Below are 14,773 nucleotides of genomic sequence, written 5' to 3' on the forward strand. Positions count from 1 at the left end.
CACCCGGTATATTCGCTGCCAGGGTTACGATGGCCATGAGGGCATATCGTCTTGACAAGGATGTTGCATGAGAAAGTCACATTTGCGAACCATTTTTTCGGCCTCGCTTCTCTGTGCAGGGATAAGCACTTCAGTGGCGGCTGTAGAGCCCGGGATCTATCTGTATAACTGGTTCGGGTTGCTTGCGCCGGAGACGCCAAAGGAGTTTGAGCAGGAAACTGGCACGAGCGTGCATATGGATGCGTTCGACAGCGCCGAAATCATGCAGAGCAAGGTCATGGCCGGGCGCACCGGATATGACGTGGTCGTTGCGACTTCCAATGTGTTGCCAAGCCTGATCCAGGCGGGCGTTCTCCAGCCTTTGGATCGTCATCAACTGAGTAACTTTTCACATATCGATCCTGACATCCTGGCCCAACTCGCGGTCAATGATCCTGGTAACCGCTATGCGGTACCCTATTTGTGGGGCACTACTGGCATTGGCTATGACGTTGACAAAGTCAGAGTGGCATTGGGTGATAATGCTCCGGTAAATAGCTGGGATCTGATCTTCAAAGAAGAAAACATCAGTAAGCTACAGTCGTGTGGCGTGGCAATGCTTGACTCGCCAAGCGAGATCATTTCGATTGCCTTGAATTACCTTGGACTCCCCAGCAACAGCAAGAACCCGGATGATTACCAGAAAGCTCAAGCCCTGCTGTTGAAAATTCGGCCCTACGTTCTTTATTTCGACTCGTCCAGAATCGACGTCGACCTGGCTGACGGCAATATTTGTGCCGTGGTGGGATGGGCCAATGGTGCCCTGGCGGCACAGGCCATCAACGAGAAGGCCAACACGGGACGCAAGATTACCTACAGTCTTCCTCGCGAAGGCGCGTTGTCCTGGTCGGAGAATCTGGTTCTGCTAAAAGATGCGCCCCATCCCAAGGAAGGCATGGCGTTCATCAATTATATGTTGCGACCAGAAATTATCGCCAAGACCTCAAACCATACGCTGTACCCTAACGCAAATAAGGATGCCGCCGAGTTTGTCGAGCAGAAGCTGCGAGACAATCCCTGGATTTATCCAGACAAAAAGACAATCGCTACACTTATTCCACTTGAACCCCTGCCATTGAAGCTGGAGCGCATCCGCACGCGGATCTGGACCAAAGTGAAGAGTGGTGTGTGATCCGGCTTTGATTTGGATACCTGGAAAGTAAGACGTAAACGCCGATATACAGGGGCGCTGGGCTGGTTGGTATTTGTCAACTCATCAGGCCGGTGTCTTCCGGTCCATTGCGCCGCCTTATGTAAAAAGAGAACAGCGGATGTTCAGCTCAGCCAATCAAACGCAGTTCAGTTTGACCATCAACGGTTTCGAACACGATGTTCAAGTGCTCGCATTCACTGGAGAAGAGGGAATCAGCAGGCCTTACCTCTTCAACGTGGAGTGTGTTAGCGAACGGTCTGACCTGGATCTTGCAAGCCTTTTCGACAAAGAGGCTTTTCTGACGTTGGACGCGACGGGCAACGGCATTCATGGACGGGTCTACCACATCGCACAAAGCGGTCATGACCAGGGTTTGACACATTACAGCCTGGCCCTCGTACCGCACCTGTCCTACTTGCGGCACCGCATCAACCAGAGGATCTATCAACAGTTCTCGGTGCCGAGAATCGTCGCCTTGATCCTGGAAGAGCACGGCATTCTGGGGGATGCCTATCGGTTTCGCCTGGGGGCGACCTACCCAGAGCGTGATTACTGTACCCAGTACGGCGAAACGGATTTGCATTTTATCCAGCGCTTGTGCGAAGAGGAGGGTATCCACTTTCACTTCCAGCACAGCGTTCAAGGCCACGTGCTGGTGTTTGGCGATGACCAGGCGATTTTCCCCGGGATCGGACAGCCCACTGCTTATGGGCAAGCGCCCGATACGGTGACCAACGAGCCGCTGATCAAGCGCATCAACCTGCGGCTGGGGCATCTCCCCCGTCGTGACTCGCACCGCAACGATGATGTCGAGCAACACCTGGACATTGAAGACGATGACAGGCTGGAGCGTTTCACCGGTCATGAGCACGGCGAGCAGAGACGTCTTCGCACTATGGAGCGTCGCCATGCGGCTTATCGTCAAGCCGAAGGGCAGAGTGACCAGACTCGGTTAGCCAGCGGCCATGTGCTGGAAATCTCAGGTCATCCACGCCAGGAGTGGAACGCCCTATGGCTACTGACCCAGGTCATCCACGAAGGTCGGCAACCACAGGTGTTGAATGAGGATGTCGCCAGTGGCAACACTGCGCCCGAAGGTGACTTCCATCAGGGTTACCGCAACCGCTTTATCGTTCTTCCATGGAATGTGTCCTATCGTCCGTCGTTGGCCCACAAGAAGCCTCGGGTGCCAAGCGACCAGACGGCTGTTGTCATCGCCTTGCAAGACGAAGAGATCCAGAGTGATGGGTGCTTGGCAAGGATCAAGGTCAAGTTCCCTTGGGACCGCGACGACAGATTTGATGACAAGAGTCGGTGTTGGCTGATGGGACCCTCCGATTGGGGGTGTGAAGTCGGGCCCCTGCGGACGGGCATGGAAGTCATGGTTACATTTCTTGAAAACGACCCCGATCAGCCGCTGATCAGTGGTTGCCTGTGTTGTCGCTAAGGCGGGCTTGCCGCTGCTTTCGCCATTGTTCAGTGCTCCACGGACGTACCCTTTCGATTGGTGCGGCGCTCTGTATTCAAGTTTTCGGTATCGAAGAATCGACACCGCTACCATGATGGAATGCGCCGGGATTTCGCTATTGATGGGAGTACAGTTTCGCAGCATTGGCAAAGCCTTTGGCTCTGAAAATAGCGCTGCCTTCGCCGAGGCTGCCGTCATTGCTCACGAGATAAACCTCGTTGGTGTCGGGCTTGAGCGCCATGCTCGTCGAGCGAAGAAAGTGGCCCTTTTCGCGCCCCGGAATCAAGATCTGGCCGATGGGCAAGCCGTTAGGATTGAGTACCAGCACGCGGCCTTGGCTGTACAGGGCCACGTACAGATTGCCATCTTGATCGACACGCATTGAGTCAGGTGATGGGCCGCTAAACCGGTAAACAACGGCTTCCCCGAAGGGAGCGATTGTCTTGGCATCTTTCAGTTCGATTCGGTGCAGCAGCCCCGTCGCGAACTCAGTGACCCAAAGGGTCTTGCCGTCGGGAGAGAGCGCAATGCCGTTGGCGATCGCGAGATTGGGCAGGATCGAGACGATTGTCTTGCCGCCAGCTGGGACGTAATAGACGCCGCCGGTGGGCTGAGTCGATGTACCCTTGAAATCGGTGAAATAAAATCCCCCTGTGCTGTCGAAAACGAGGTCATCCACCAGATGGTTTTTGCTTGCCGGGATGATGACTTGCTTTCCTGAGCCGTCCGGTTTGTAGGCTGTCAGGTTGCCGGTATTTTTGAAATTACCCAGCCCTGCCACAAACAATCTGCCGTCTTTATGAATAGCCAGTCCCGCACTTCCCAGCGCGTTTTTCGGCACAACGACACTGAGTTTCTTGTCGGGATCGACCTTTAGAACCTGCCCCCCGAACACCTCGACAAACAGCAGATTGCCGGCCCTGTCGAACGATGGACCTTCCAGTTGCAGAGGACCGTCGGACACCTTCATCCACAGATCGGCTGTCACCGTCGGCAACTCTTTTTCTGGTGATCCAATGGCCTGGAGTTGCTGGCCCTGCGCCGAGTAGTTCAGGGTGGGGATAGCGTCCGCGTGGGCTTGTAGGATGCCAGCGCTGAAGACCAGGCACAGGGAAGCCAAGAGTTTTTTGCGCATGTGGGTGACCTTCTTGTTGTTATGTTGAAGTGGCTCATACGTTCAATAGGGCGACGATGGCGGGCACCGTCAGTACAGCGGTGTAATACCCCATGAATTGCACGCCGATGTTGAAGCCAAGGAAGCGCGATAGAAAACCACCCAGCAGGCCGACGGTGACAATGACCAGTAAGCCGAGTGCTCCGCCCTCCCAGATGCCGATCACCAGAATCAGGCCGACAAACGTCGAGATCACCGCTTCGTGACTGATTTTGCGTGAGACGAAGGACGCTGCCCGGTGGGCGTAATTCATCGTGAAGGGATAGGCAATGAGGATCGCCACGATCACCGCCAGCATCCCATAACCCAGAAACTCCCACGTGCTGAGCAGGGTATGGAGGTTGTTGACCTGCCCGGTGGCGGTGTCGACGCTGAAGCGAGGCGGGGCGTTGAACAGCGGTGCGGCCGGCCCTGCGGCGACCGGACTCAACGGCAAGCCAAACGCGATCAATGGGATCAAGGCTTCAGCGATGTATGTCGCTTCAGTGACGCCGTTACGGGCCGTGATCACCGTTGTCAGCCGATGGTAGACATGCTTGACCCGTGACCCGACGAGTTCGCCCATGATCACGGTCATCGCAACGGGGCTGAAGACGAACGTTGCACTGGAGATAATGGCCGTGATCGCAGTCCACAGGCTTTGTTTGCTGTCCAACACCTTGAGCGGATTGGGGAAAAAGCCGCCCCAGCTTTGCACATCCGCAGACAGCGAGAAGGTGCGCACCTGCTGGCGTCTCATCGTCTCCCGTTCGGCGGGGGCGAGCATTGAAAATAGCGCGGCAATCAGCGGGCCAATGGCGATGCCGAGGAAATAGCTGACGCTCAGCTTGACGCCGTATTGTCCGGTGATACTTTGCAGGCCGACGATGACCATCACGAAGGGGACAAGCGCGAGCACCGCCGCAAGTCGCCCCTTGGAAAACCATGCAATGGCGATCGCAGCGAGCAGGAAAACCCATGGGGCGGCGCGTTTGATCGTGTCGCCAAAAGGCGCAAGCATCACGGCGAAAAGCACCGCCGTAGGGACTGCGATCAGCGCCGCGATAACCGCGCCTGAAATCATCTTGCGCAGGGCGACGTGCGGTACACCCAGATTGCGCAGGAAGTTGGCCTCGCGCATCAGAGGCGTTGCCAGAGTGTCGCCGGGGATGCCGAGTAATGCCGTGGGCACGGCGTGAGTCATGTGTTTGGCCACTGCACCTGCGAGAAAGAACGTCAGGACACCGGGCGCAGGTACACCCAACAGCACCACGAGCAATGTGAGTGGGGCGAGGGTGGTGGTTTCATCGCTGCCCGAAATGAGGCCAATCCCGGCGAAGATCACTGCACCTAATATGCCCATCCCGAACGCAATGAGAATCTGCTCCAACAGGGGTGTCATCATGACCGGCCACCGTTGGCCCGGATCGGAGCGACCGGGGCTACCGTTGCGTCTTTTTGAGCGTTAGCGGGACGGGTGAGGTTTGTCTCGTACTCTGCAAACAGCTCATAAAGATCCATCTCACGCAGTTCAGCGAGTGTTTCTGCGGGTAGATCCGACAGGCTTCCAAGGTCTCCGAACTCGTCCTGCAATTCCGATAAAACCTTTGCTCGCCACGCGGGATCTGCCTGGTGCTCTACCACGTTGCGGTTGGGTTTGAAGAGCTTTGCGCTGATGGCTCCCCCCACCAGGCAGCCGACGATGCCCACCAGCATGGCGTAGGCCTTGGCCATTTGGACATTGTCTACCCACCCCACGAGCAGGTGTTTGGCCAAGAAAAAAGCACCCAGGCTGACGGATGCGCCTATGGCAATGGCGTAAATCAGGTGACGACCGTTTACCGTGTCACCCCATAGTTCATAGAGATCGGATTTCAAGGATTTCTCCTACTGCCCTTGCGAGCTTTTATTGTTATGAACATCAAGGAATGTAGCGGAGTCAGGCCTCTCGTCGTCGTTTCGCCAAGAGCGCCCGTGCAACTCTGGACGCCGTTTCTCGACCCAGATGAGCGTCAATGAACTCCCCGGCGTCAACGACGGCATCCAGGTCGACGCCGTGTTTGATCCCCAGGCCATCCAGCAGATAAAGCACATCTTCAGTGGCCACGTTTCCGGTCGCGCCAGGGGAGTAGGGGCAACCACCCAGCCCGGCCACGGAACTGTCGAACACACGAACACCCATCCCCAGCGCGGTATGGATGTTGGCAATCGCCATTCCATAAGTGTCATGGAAATGACCTGCCAAGGCGTTCACTGGAACCACACGGGTACAGGCGTCCAGCAACGCTTTGGTGGCCGCGGGCGTTCCTGTTCCAATGGTGTCGCCCAAGCTGATTTCGTAGCAGCCCATCCCGTAGAGAGCGGCACTCACGGCAGCCACCGTTTCAGGTTTAACGTGACCTGTGAACGGGCAACCCATCACGCACGAGACATAGCCTCGCACCCTGACGCCGGCATCCCGGGCGCGCACCATGACTGCCTCAAAGCGCTCGAGGCTCTCGGCTATGGAGCAATTGATGTTCTTTTGGGAGAACGCCTCGGAAGCGGCGGCGAATACCGCCACCTCGCGGCAACCTGCTGCCAGCGCTTCCTCCAGTCCGCGAGCGTTCGGGACGAGCGCGGTCCAGGTGACATCCGGCAGGTCCGGCAACGCTTTAAAGACGTCACCTGATCCTGCCATGTGCGGCACCCATCGTTCTGAGACAAATGCACCGGCTTCGAGTGTCCGCAGGCCCGCATTGGCGAGTTTTTCCAGCAACTCGACTCGTATGGCGGGGGCGAGCGTCCGGTTCTCGTTTTGCAAGCCGTCGCGGGCACCGACTTCCACCAATCGAACGGACAGTTCGAGATGGCTATTCATCACTCAGCCCGCTTTTGCTTGAGAAGCTCCGCCGCTTTGTCGGAGCGAACGTCCCGTGCATCGACCATCTCTTTGACCAGCCAAGTCACTTCATCGCCTTTCGCGCCGGCTGACAGTGCAATATTTCGTGCATGCAGCGCCATGTGGCCACGCTGGATGCCTTCCGTAGAGAGGGCTCTCAAAGCTCCGAGGTTTTGTGCCAAGCCGACGGCGACCGCGATTTCGGCGAGTTCCTGAGCGGTTTTCACCCCCAGAATGCGCAAGGAGAGTTGTGCCAGTGGGTGGGTTTTCGTGGCACCACCGACCAGTCCGACAGGCATCGGCATTTCGAGAGTGCCCACCAGATTCCCTTTGCTGTCTTTTTCCCACGTTGTCAGCGAGCCGTAGTGTCCATCGCGGCAGGCGTAGGCGTGAGCACCCGCTTCCACTGCGCGCCAGTCGTTACCTGTGGCGACGATGAGCGGGTCAATCCCGTTCATGATGCCCTTGTTGTGGGTCGCGGCACGGTAGGGATCGATGACGGCAAAGTTATAGGCGTCGAGAATGCCTTCGATCACGTCCTCACCTTTATAAGCACCAGTGGTGAGCAACGCTGGGGCAATACGGACCTGGGCACGGGCCAGGCGCAAGTCGGCGAGGTTCGAGAGAATGCGCAGGCGTACCTTCCCGCCGGTGATTTCCTCCATCAACGGGGCGACGGCTTCTGCCATCGTGTTCACGGTATTGGCACCCATCGCGTCACGCACGTCCACGATCAAGTGAGCCACGAGCATCGGGCCTCTCGGGCTTTGGGCAAAGGTGTGGACTTCGAGGTCCCGGCAACCGCCCCCTAGCTTATTGAGCAATTGATCCTTGCGGTTTGCCAATTCAATGATGTCGTCTTTGCGACGCAGGAGGCTGAGGCGGGCATTGAAAGGGTCTTCAATGTCTACGATCTGGACTTGTGCGCGCATCAGCGGTTGCGAACTGGACGTCAGGAATCCACCCGCGTCCCGGGCAAGCTTGGCCATGAAAGAGGCCGCGGCAACGACGGAAGGCTCTTCCACGACCAGTGGGACAATGACGTCTCGACCATTGATCTGGAAATTGCTGGCGACGGCGTAGGGTAATTCGAACTTGCCGATCACGTTCTCGATCATGCCATCAGCCATTTCGAGCGGGAGCGCACCTTCGTCGCTAAGCAGGGCCACGTCAGCGGCCGGGAGGTTGAGCAGGTCTTGAAGGTGATTGAGGCGCTCGGCAGGCGTCAGGCTGCGAAAATTGGGAAGGCGAGAGTCGATGCTCATCTGGAAATCCTGTCGCGGTTGTTGTTTTAAGTTGCCGCCACACTATTCCGCTCTGTGCCTGTAAAGAAGGTACAGTTTGGACAGACAGTACCTAAGCTGTACCCTTGTTGCTGGCACTGGAGGGATTCTCAGCATGAGCAGAATGACCTTGGCTCAGCAGCTCACCGCTTCGTTGGCAGCCCAGATTGATGACGGCACTTATCGCGTGGGCGACCGTTTGCCGTCACTTCGTGAATGCATGCGTTTGTTGGGACATTCAAAAAATACGGTCATCACGGCGTATGAAGCGCTGGCCTCTCAAGGCTTGGTCGAAGCCAGGCATGGGCAGGGGTTTTTCGTCAAACAAGGCACCAGCGGTCACTATGAACCCGAGGAACCGCCGCCCTATGCCAGGGCGATGGATACCATCTGGCTAATGCGCCAGCAATTCGTCCGTGAGCCTGGGCATTCGCCTCTTGGGGAAGGATTCCCTCCCGTAGAGTGGTTAATGGACATGCGCCTGGACAAGTTCACCCGGCAAATCATGCGGATGGGCGTTACCACGCTGTTCAGGTACGGAAATCGCCTGGGCAATGCCAGCTTGCGCCAGCATCTGGTGCAAAAATTGGCGTCTTACGCCATTAGCGCGAATCCTCGGCAAATCGTCACGACTCACGGTGCAAATCATGGGCTGGACCTGATCATCCGACGCTTCCTTGCGTCGGGGGACACGGTACTTGTCGAAGATCCAGGCTATTACCCTTTGTTTGGCAAGCTGCAATTGCAGGGGGCTCGAATGCTGTCCGTGCCGCGTTTGCCCGATGGCCCGGATCTTGATGCGCTAGAAGCACACCTGCGCCTGCATAAACCGAAACTGTTTTTCCTGCAGTCCGTTGGCCATAACCCGACAGGGTCTGACATTTCGCCGGGTAAGGCGCATCGACTGGTTCAATTGGCACAGGAGCATGATTTCATTTTGGTGGACGATGACGCGTTGGCTGATTTCAAGCCCGCCGCAGCCATCAGAGTGTCGGCATTGGACCAACTGAAGCGTTCGCTGTACGTGGGGAGCTTTTCGAAATCCGTTTCCGCAGCCCTGAGAGTGGGGTTCATCGCTGGCAGCAAGGAGGTTATCGATGAGTTGGGCGACCTGAAAATGTTGCTGCACACCAGTTCTTCCGAGCTATGCGAGCGAACGGTCGACGTGGTGTTAATGGAGGGGCATTTCCTGAGGCACTTGATTCGGCTTCAAGAGCGGGTCAAATCGGCTACCGCCGCGGCGTTGGAAATGCTGGACGAGATGGGGGCCGACGTGTTCTGTCGTCCTGAGCAGAGCCTGTATTTATGGGCCAGGTTTCCTAACTTCGACGATGCCAGGGAGTTGACCCGGCTGCTGTTGCCGAAGGGTTTCATGATCGCTCCCGGGCACATTTTTTCGCCCGAGCAATCACGTATCAATCCATGGACGAGACTCAATGTGGCTTATCTGAACGACCCTGTCTTCAAGTCCACGCTGCAACAATGGGCGGTGGATGGCCGGGGGGCGTTGATGAGTGCTCCAAAGCCTGCCGGACCCGCGAAGCCAAGCCCCGGCTAGCGCGGTGCAATCCATCCACCGACTGCCCCCCTGACCCAGCGGTTCAGCGCACACGATCACGGCTTTGCGCGGCCAGGTCCAGGGCCTTTTGCATGTCCAGCCGCGCCGAGCGGCCGACATCCTTGTCGTTGAGTTGGTAGCGACGCTCCGACGGCAGGATGGGAGCGGTGAGGTCTTCGGCGTCCATCTGTTCGAAGTCGTGGTTGTCGCCGATGGTCATGGCGCTGCGGCGTAGCAGCATGCGCAACTGTTCGGGTTGCAGTTGCGGGTTGATGGACAGCATCGCCGCCAGCAGGCCCGCGACCATGGGCGTGGCGTAGGACGTGCCGCAATGCACCGCGCTGTCCTGGCCGGCGTTGGTCGTCGAGGCGTGGGCGCAAGCGGCCGCGGTGATGTCGACGCGCATGTCGATGTTCGAGGAGCTGCGCTTGACCGCATAGGCCGGGTCGTCGACGGCGACGCCGGTGCGTTCGCTGCGCTGATGCCCGCCGACCACCAGCAATTGCTCGGTGATGAAGGAGGAGGGCAGGCGGTATTCATCACTGCCCGAGAACGAGGAGCCATTGCCGGCGGAGTTCACCACGATCACGTCGGGATGTTCCTTGCGCAGCCAGAGGAAGAACTCTTCCAGCAGTTCTTCGTAGCCGCCCATGGCCAGGCCCGAGCGCAGCAGCGAGTCGACGTCATCGCCTTTGATGTCTTTGGCGCCGACGCGATGGATGCCCCAACTCCAATTGAGCACCCGCACGCCATCTTCCACGAGGTTGACCGAGGCGGCGATGTTGGCGGTGATCCCGGCATCGGAATTACGTTCGACGATGACCTCGAAGCCCCCGCTGGCCTTGTCCAGGCCACGGAGAAAGCCGGTGTTGCCGCTGTCGTCCCAGCGTGCGGCGAGGATGCCGGCGACAGTTGTGCCGTGGTTGTCCGGTTTGTCCGCATCGCGGGCGTAGACGCAGGTGCGCGGTGGCGAGCAAGCGCCGAGGTAGTCCGCGAAATCCGTCGTGTCGAAATCCACATCGCGCTCGATCAGGCCGATGCGCACCGGTTGCGGCTGGATGGGCGGCTGTCGCCCGGGGATGCGTCGTTGGTAATAATTCACCGCGTCGAGAAAGCGATTCGCGGCCCATTCGTCAGAGTCCAGGGCCGGTTTCTTCGGCTCTTCAGGCTGGGCAGGGGCCTGCTCGCTTTCTTCGGCCGAGGACTCCTCGGTAACCACGGCATCCACGCTGGTCTCGCTGCCCAGACGCAGCACCAAGGCGTCACGCTGCACCAGATCCTTGGCCGGCAGACGAAGTTGGTAGAGGTTCAGCGGCGCGATGCTACCGACCACTTTCGCGCCGTATTTCTGGGCCAGACGCTCGGCTTCCTGACGACCATCACGGTCTTCCTCGATCAGCACGCTGACCAGGTCGACGTAGGTGGTCAGGCCGTCCATGTTCTTCGCCACTTCGTCCGGCCCGGCGGCCAGCACATGACTGTTGCGCAAGGTCAGCCAGGCGGCATTGCTGGTGCGGGGGCCGTCTTGCAGCCAGAGCGGGCCACTCTGGTAATCGGCGCTGTCCAGGCGCAAGCGCAGGGTTTCCCCTTCACGCTGGACCGTGTCCGCGGGTAGCGCCTTTGCGCCCAACTTGAGTTGTGGCGTTGCGTCGCCCAACCCGCGCGCTGTCAGGCACCAGTCCTGATGCTGGCTTTGCAGCAGGTCGCCACAGCGTTTCAGGCTTTCCAGGCGCAGTGGTTGCGGCGCAGCGGTTGCCATGCCGGCAGCCAGGGTGAACAAGGTCGCGAGGGCAGTGGGTCGTAGGAGCATGGGCCAGGTTTCTTTGTCGAGGGTCCTGTTGCTCCGACTGTTACGGTGTTCGCTTCGTTCAGCGGGAGAGCGATGCTCGGCGAATACATCTTCTTCAGAAACTCTCGAGGCGCACTTCAAGACCTGCCTGTCGCGCGAGTTCGATCATGGCTTCGACCTGGTCTGCCTCGGCGATGAACCCGATATATTCGTCGCCACCGGAGTCCAGGTGCAGGTAGCGTTTATCGAACGCCGCCAGCCATTGGTCGAAATTGGCCAGCGTCTGCGACATCGACAACGTGCCCTCATGGCGGTAGGGGTAAGTTTCTTTCACCCCGCTGGCGCTGACCAGATAGGGCACCAGATATTCGAAACCATCGAAGCCTTTCCAGTCGACGCCTAGCAAAGCCAGGTGTTCGAGCTTCTGGCCCTTGCCTGCATCCAGCAGGCCTTCCACCAGGGCCGTGGCCGGCTCTTGGCCCGAGCCGTAAATGCGCAGCACACGCCTGACTAGCCTGGCGCGTTCGCCTTCTGGCATGCGGACCAACAGGGCTTGGGCAAACGCCTTGAGCCCGGAGCGATAGGGATGCAGCTCCCGCATGATCGTCGCGTCGCTGACAGTCGTTTCCTCTGGTGGCGGCAGGGTAAAGCGGCCGCCGAACAAGCGATCAAGAATGCCCATTTCCTTTCCTCGGATTGTCCATTTTTCCAACCAGCCGTTACACGTTTCCCACATGAACGCGATACCTGATATCCCGATCAAAGTGGTCTTCCGGGTTCTCATAAGCTTCTAGGGTTTCCAAGAATCCTGTCCGCTCAAGACTCGTCAAATCCTCAAGGGTCCAATCGAAGGGGAAGTCGCTGGAAAAGCTCTCGCCCTGATATTCAACCCATTGAAAAACCGGGAAGGGCAGGTAACCGAGCCACTCTGATCGATAACTGATCTCGTCGGATTCGCTACTCGTCACCATGGCGCGGATCTTGTGCTTGATGGCTGCTTGACGTTCATCCATGGTGTTTCGATCCCTAGCTCGGGGTTGGGCTGGAGGGTTTGGATGTAATTGCGCTCACTCATGCGTTCCTTGCGGTTCAAGGGCGTATTTTGCCTCGAAAAGCCAAACGCAGCACATCCTGATTCTGCCGCTGCGCCTAGATGGACCTCTGGTTAACGCGTTTGGAGAGCGCTTCGGCGCTTTCCTTGCGCTCGGAGTAGCGGTCTACCAAATAGGCTTCTCTGCCACGCACCAGCAAGGTGAACTTCATCAGCTCCTCCATGACATCGACAACCCGGTCGTAATAGGACGATGGCTTCATGCGTCCGGCTTCGTCGAACTCAAGGAAGGCTTTGGGGACGGAGGATTGATTGGGGATCGTGACCATGCGCATCCAACGACCCAACACGCGAAGTTGGTTCACCGTGTTGAAGGATTGCGAGCCGCCGCACACTTGCATCACCGCCAACGTCTTGCCCTGTGAGGGACGAACCGCGCCCAGGGCGAGCGGGATCCAGTCGATCTGGGCCTTGAACACCGCCGACATCGAACCATGGCGTTCTGGCGAGCACCAAACCTGGCCTTCCGACCACATCACCAGGTCGCGCAGTTCCTGCACCTTGGGGTGATCGACGGGCGCATCGTCCGGCAATGGCAGCCCGGACGGATCGAAGATTGCGGTTTCGGCGCCCATGAGCTCCAGCAGGCGCGCCGCTTCGCGGGTCAGCAACTGGCTGAAGGAGCGCTCGCGGGTTGATCCGTACAGTAGAAGTATGCGCGGCTTGTGCTGTGGTTCTGCGCTCGGCGCGAGCTTTTCCGGCGTAGGTACATCGAAAAGTGACAGGTCCAGATTTGGAAAGTCATTTGGGGGTTCGCTGGAAAACTCAGTCATTGCACATCTCCCGTCCGGTCGAAAACCTGATATATGGAAAAAAGAATATTCGTATTTCCATATATTTAGCGCAAGACGCAATTTGACTGACGGTCCGAAATTTCGCCGAAGGCAGATGACTTCAAGGGGAGGGGATGCGGGCTGGAGTCAGCCCGGCAGGACTGAAGCGCAAGCTTGAGATCAGCAGCCAGGTGCGGCGTTTTTGGCGCAGCGCTTCAAGGGGGGGACGTGGATTAGCTTTGTGCAGGTGTGATAGGCGCATCACTGGCTTCAGCCGCCAGTTTCAGTCGGTCGGCTTTGCTGATGTATTGATTCTTGCTTTTGGGTGCCAGCTTGGCACTGGCTTTTTTGGCGTTAGCCTTCAATAACTGGTTTATTTTCTTACGGCGATTCATGTCGATCTGCTCAGCGTGTCAATGGTTGGATGGTATCAGCTTTCCGTTTTCTCAGGATTTTTCCTGATTTTGGCAACGGGCTTCACGCGGCGCTCGACAATGATCGAGTCATTGGGGATCTCCAACCGGATCGCCGTTTCCTCGGTGTGCATTTCAATGAGCGTCGAATTGCCAATGCCTCGGAAAATCACCGTCGCATTTTCAAATCTTTTGTAATTTTCCAGCGGGAAGTCCTTGGGGCTGGCAATAGGTTGACGTACAAAGAAGCATAGCGATGATTTTTTGCTCTTGTGGCGAGATGGGAGGCCTTTTTTGGGGAGATCTATGGGACTGGTAACTACTGCTGTTGCATTGAAGTCGGGCGCTTAAATACCTCTTAAAAAAAACGTTACGGTTTGGGGCAAGCTGTAACGTTTAGTAACTCACATGCTAGCCCTCATGAGAATCTCGATATCCACCAAGTGATATAGATTTCAAGGTGATTGTTTGACCATGATATGTATTTCAATCCCTGGTGGTTGGTCAGGTGTTTTACAGTCAGCGTCTCGGATTTACTTGCTGGATGCCTTTCGAATACGGTGTCTGATGCTTTCGGAAAGTAGGATATGGCAAATAATCGTCCGTTTATAAAGCTGAATTGCGCAGGGGCGGTGCTGTTATCTATTTTGTAGTTGGGTACTTCAAATGTTTTTAAAGAGAATTTTTTTCGCAGAAGACCACTGTTTTTTTCTGAGTTTTCTAGAGTTATAGGTTTATAACCTTCCGTTTCAAGGGAGTTCAAAGTCTGATCAACAAAGCTGCAGCTGTTGAAGTTGTTTACTAGCGGAGGTCGAGAGTTCTCGCAAGCCCGTTCAATGTTCACGGGTTCTTGGTATTTGAGTCCGATGACAGCAAAAACCACAGTCACCAAAGCAATCAGTGCTGCTGTTGTTTTCGACAGTTTAAGAATGGTATTAATAGTACGCATCTTCAGAGCTTGCCTCTGTCCTTAAAATTCCATTGTTAAGAAATGTCATATAGCTTTTGGGGCGGTTTTCAGGAGAGTTGTTGCCCTTGGCTGCGCATGTTTCCACTTGGTTGTTATTTTGTATTGCTATAAGTAAATATAAGTAAGAAGGATTAGGTCGAGTCCTAGGATGATTCTGCCAAAAGTGCAGAGATTTCCGACGC

General features: G+C 56.8%; 14 protein-coding genes. 3 read left to right on the forward strand and 11 right to left on the reverse strand.

Annotation, left to right across the window (positions count from 1 at the left end):
- The first annotated feature begins 67 nt into the window (after positions 1-67).
- Both BM317_RS05095 and tssI read left to right on the forward strand, forming a co-directional pair.
- Complete coding sequence (locus BM317_RS05095; RefSeq protein ID WP_092473332.1) at positions 68-1,171, forward strand: polyamine ABC transporter substrate-binding protein; 1,104 nt, start codon at positions 68-70, stop codon at positions 1,169-1,171.
- A gap of 139 nt (positions 1,172-1,310) precedes the next feature.
- Positions 1,311-2,639: a type VI secretion system tip protein TssI/VgrG gene (tssI, locus tag BM317_RS05100; protein ID WP_092473334.1), complete on the forward strand. Its 1,329-nt coding sequence runs from the start codon at positions 1,311-1,313 to the stop codon at positions 2,637-2,639.
- Between the two features lie 136 nt (positions 2,640-2,775).
- On the opposite strand, the gene BM317_RS05105 is transcribed toward tssI, so the two are convergent.
- From BM317_RS05105 to BM317_RS05125, 5 genes are all read right to left on the reverse strand, one after another.
- Complete coding sequence (locus BM317_RS05105; protein WP_092165234.1) at positions 2,776-3,795, reverse strand: SMP-30/gluconolactonase/LRE family protein; 1,020 nt, start codon at positions 3,793-3,795, stop codon at positions 2,776-2,778.
- Positions 3,796-3,829: 34 nt separating this feature from the next.
- Complete coding sequence (locus tag BM317_RS05110) at positions 3,830-5,218, reverse strand: tripartite tricarboxylate transporter permease (RefSeq protein WP_218190543.1); 1,389 nt, start codon at positions 5,216-5,218, stop codon at positions 3,830-3,832.
- The gene (locus BM317_RS05115) at positions 5,215-5,691 is read right to left on the reverse strand and encodes a hypothetical protein (protein ID WP_256574041.1); all 477 of its coding nucleotides are present in this window, start codon (positions 5,689-5,691) and stop codon (positions 5,215-5,217) included. Before BM317_RS05115 ends, BM317_RS05110 begins: the two co-directional genes overlap by 4 nt.
- 61 nt (positions 5,692-5,752) lie before the next feature.
- Complete coding sequence (locus BM317_RS05120; protein ID WP_092165236.1) at positions 5,753-6,673, reverse strand: hydroxymethylglutaryl-CoA lyase; 921 nt, start codon at positions 6,671-6,673, stop codon at positions 5,753-5,755.
- Complete coding sequence (locus BM317_RS05125) at positions 6,673-7,959, reverse strand: hydroxymethylglutaryl-CoA reductase, degradative (protein WP_092473336.1); 1,287 nt, start codon at positions 7,957-7,959, stop codon at positions 6,673-6,675. Before BM317_RS05125 ends, BM317_RS05120 begins: the two co-directional genes overlap by 1 nt.
- Positions 7,960-8,092: 133 nt before the next feature.
- Here BM317_RS05125 and BM317_RS05130 point away from each other — a divergent pair, with 133 nt between their 5' ends.
- Positions 8,093-9,535, forward strand: coding sequence for an aminotransferase-like domain-containing protein (locus BM317_RS05130; protein WP_092473338.1), 1,443 nt, complete (start codon positions 8,093-8,095; stop codon positions 9,533-9,535).
- A gap of 43 nt (positions 9,536-9,578) precedes the next feature.
- On the opposite strand, the gene BM317_RS05135 is transcribed toward BM317_RS05130, so the two are convergent.
- From BM317_RS05135 to BM317_RS29880, 6 genes are all read right to left on the reverse strand, one after another.
- Positions 9,579-11,345, reverse strand: a complete 1,767-nt coding sequence (locus BM317_RS05135) for a S8/S53 family peptidase (protein WP_092473340.1) — start codon at positions 11,343-11,345, stop codon at positions 9,579-9,581.
- 94 nt (positions 11,346-11,439) lie between these two features.
- The gene (locus BM317_RS05140; protein WP_092473343.1) at positions 11,440-12,006 is read right to left on the reverse strand and encodes a DUF6630 family protein; all 567 of its coding nucleotides are present in this window, start codon (positions 12,004-12,006) and stop codon (positions 11,440-11,442) included.
- 37 nt (positions 12,007-12,043) lie between these two features.
- Positions 12,044-12,337, reverse strand: coding sequence for a hypothetical protein (locus BM317_RS05145; protein ID WP_092473345.1), 294 nt, complete (start codon positions 12,335-12,337; stop codon positions 12,044-12,046).
- Positions 12,338-12,473: 136 nt separating this feature from the next.
- Positions 12,474-13,208: an arsenical resistance protein ArsH gene (arsH, locus tag BM317_RS05150; protein WP_092473347.1), complete on the reverse strand. Its 735-nt coding sequence runs from the start codon at positions 13,206-13,208 to the stop codon at positions 12,474-12,476.
- Positions 13,209-13,441: 233 nt separating this feature from the next.
- Positions 13,442-13,603, reverse strand: coding sequence for a DUF2986 domain-containing protein (locus tag BM317_RS05155; RefSeq protein WP_092165259.1), 162 nt, complete (start codon positions 13,601-13,603; stop codon positions 13,442-13,444).
- 436 nt (positions 13,604-14,039) lie between these two features.
- Complete coding sequence (locus BM317_RS29880; protein WP_139197803.1) at positions 14,040-14,570, reverse strand: hypothetical protein; 531 nt, start codon at positions 14,568-14,570, stop codon at positions 14,040-14,042.
- Between the last annotated feature and the right edge of the window lie 203 nt (positions 14,571-14,773).

This window comes from Pseudomonas sp. NFACC24-1 (assembly GCF_900115235.1).
In the GTDB taxonomy this organism is placed as follows: domain Bacteria; phylum Pseudomonadota; class Gammaproteobacteria; order Pseudomonadales; family Pseudomonadaceae; genus Aquipseudomonas; species Aquipseudomonas fluorescens_AA.

What these genes read in the sequence shown, in the direction of transcription:
- BM317_RS05110 (WP_218190543.1), bottom strand. Translation starts at nt 5,218, where the DNA reads ATGATGACACCCCTGTTGGAGCAGATTCTCATTGCGTTCGGGATGGGC.
- BM317_RS29880 (WP_139197803.1), bottom strand. Translation starts at nt 14,570, where the DNA reads ATGCGTACTATTAATACCATTCTTAAACTGTCGAAAACAACAGCAGCA.
- BM317_RS05125 (WP_092473336.1), bottom strand. Translation starts at nt 7,959, where the DNA reads ATGAGCATCGACTCTCGCCTTCCCAATTTTCGCAGCCTGACGCCTGCC.
- BM317_RS05155 (WP_092165259.1), bottom strand. Translation starts at nt 13,603, where the DNA reads ATGAATCGCCGTAAGAAAATAAACCAGTTATTGAAGGCTAACGCCAAA.
- BM317_RS05130 (WP_092473338.1), top strand. Translation starts at nt 8,093, where the DNA reads ATGAGCAGAATGACCTTGGCTCAGCAGCTCACCGCTTCGTTGGCAGCC.
- tssI (WP_092473334.1), top strand. Translation starts at nt 1,311, where the DNA reads ATGTTCAGCTCAGCCAATCAAACGCAGTTCAGTTTGACCATCAACGGT.
- BM317_RS05120 (WP_092165236.1), bottom strand. Translation starts at nt 6,673, where the DNA reads ATGAATAGCCATCTCGAACTGTCCGTTCGATTGGTGGAAGTCGGTGCC.
- arsH (WP_092473347.1), bottom strand. Translation starts at nt 13,208, where the DNA reads ATGACTGAGTTTTCCAGCGAACCCCCAAATGACTTTCCAAATCTGGAC.
- BM317_RS05145 (WP_092473345.1), bottom strand. Translation starts at nt 12,337, where the DNA reads ATGGATGAACGTCAAGCAGCCATCAAGCACAAGATCCGCGCCATGGTG.
- BM317_RS05135 (WP_092473340.1), bottom strand. Translation starts at nt 11,345, where the DNA reads ATGCTCCTACGACCCACTGCCCTCGCGACCTTGTTCACCCTGGCTGCC.
- BM317_RS05095 (WP_092473332.1), top strand. Translation starts at nt 68, where the DNA reads ATGAGAAAGTCACATTTGCGAACCATTTTTTCGGCCTCGCTTCTCTGT.
- BM317_RS05105 (WP_092165234.1), bottom strand. Translation starts at nt 3,795, where the DNA reads ATGCGCAAAAAACTCTTGGCTTCCCTGTGCCTGGTCTTCAGCGCTGGC.
- BM317_RS05140 (WP_092473343.1), bottom strand. Translation starts at nt 12,006, where the DNA reads ATGGGCATTCTTGATCGCTTGTTCGGCGGCCGCTTTACCCTGCCGCCA.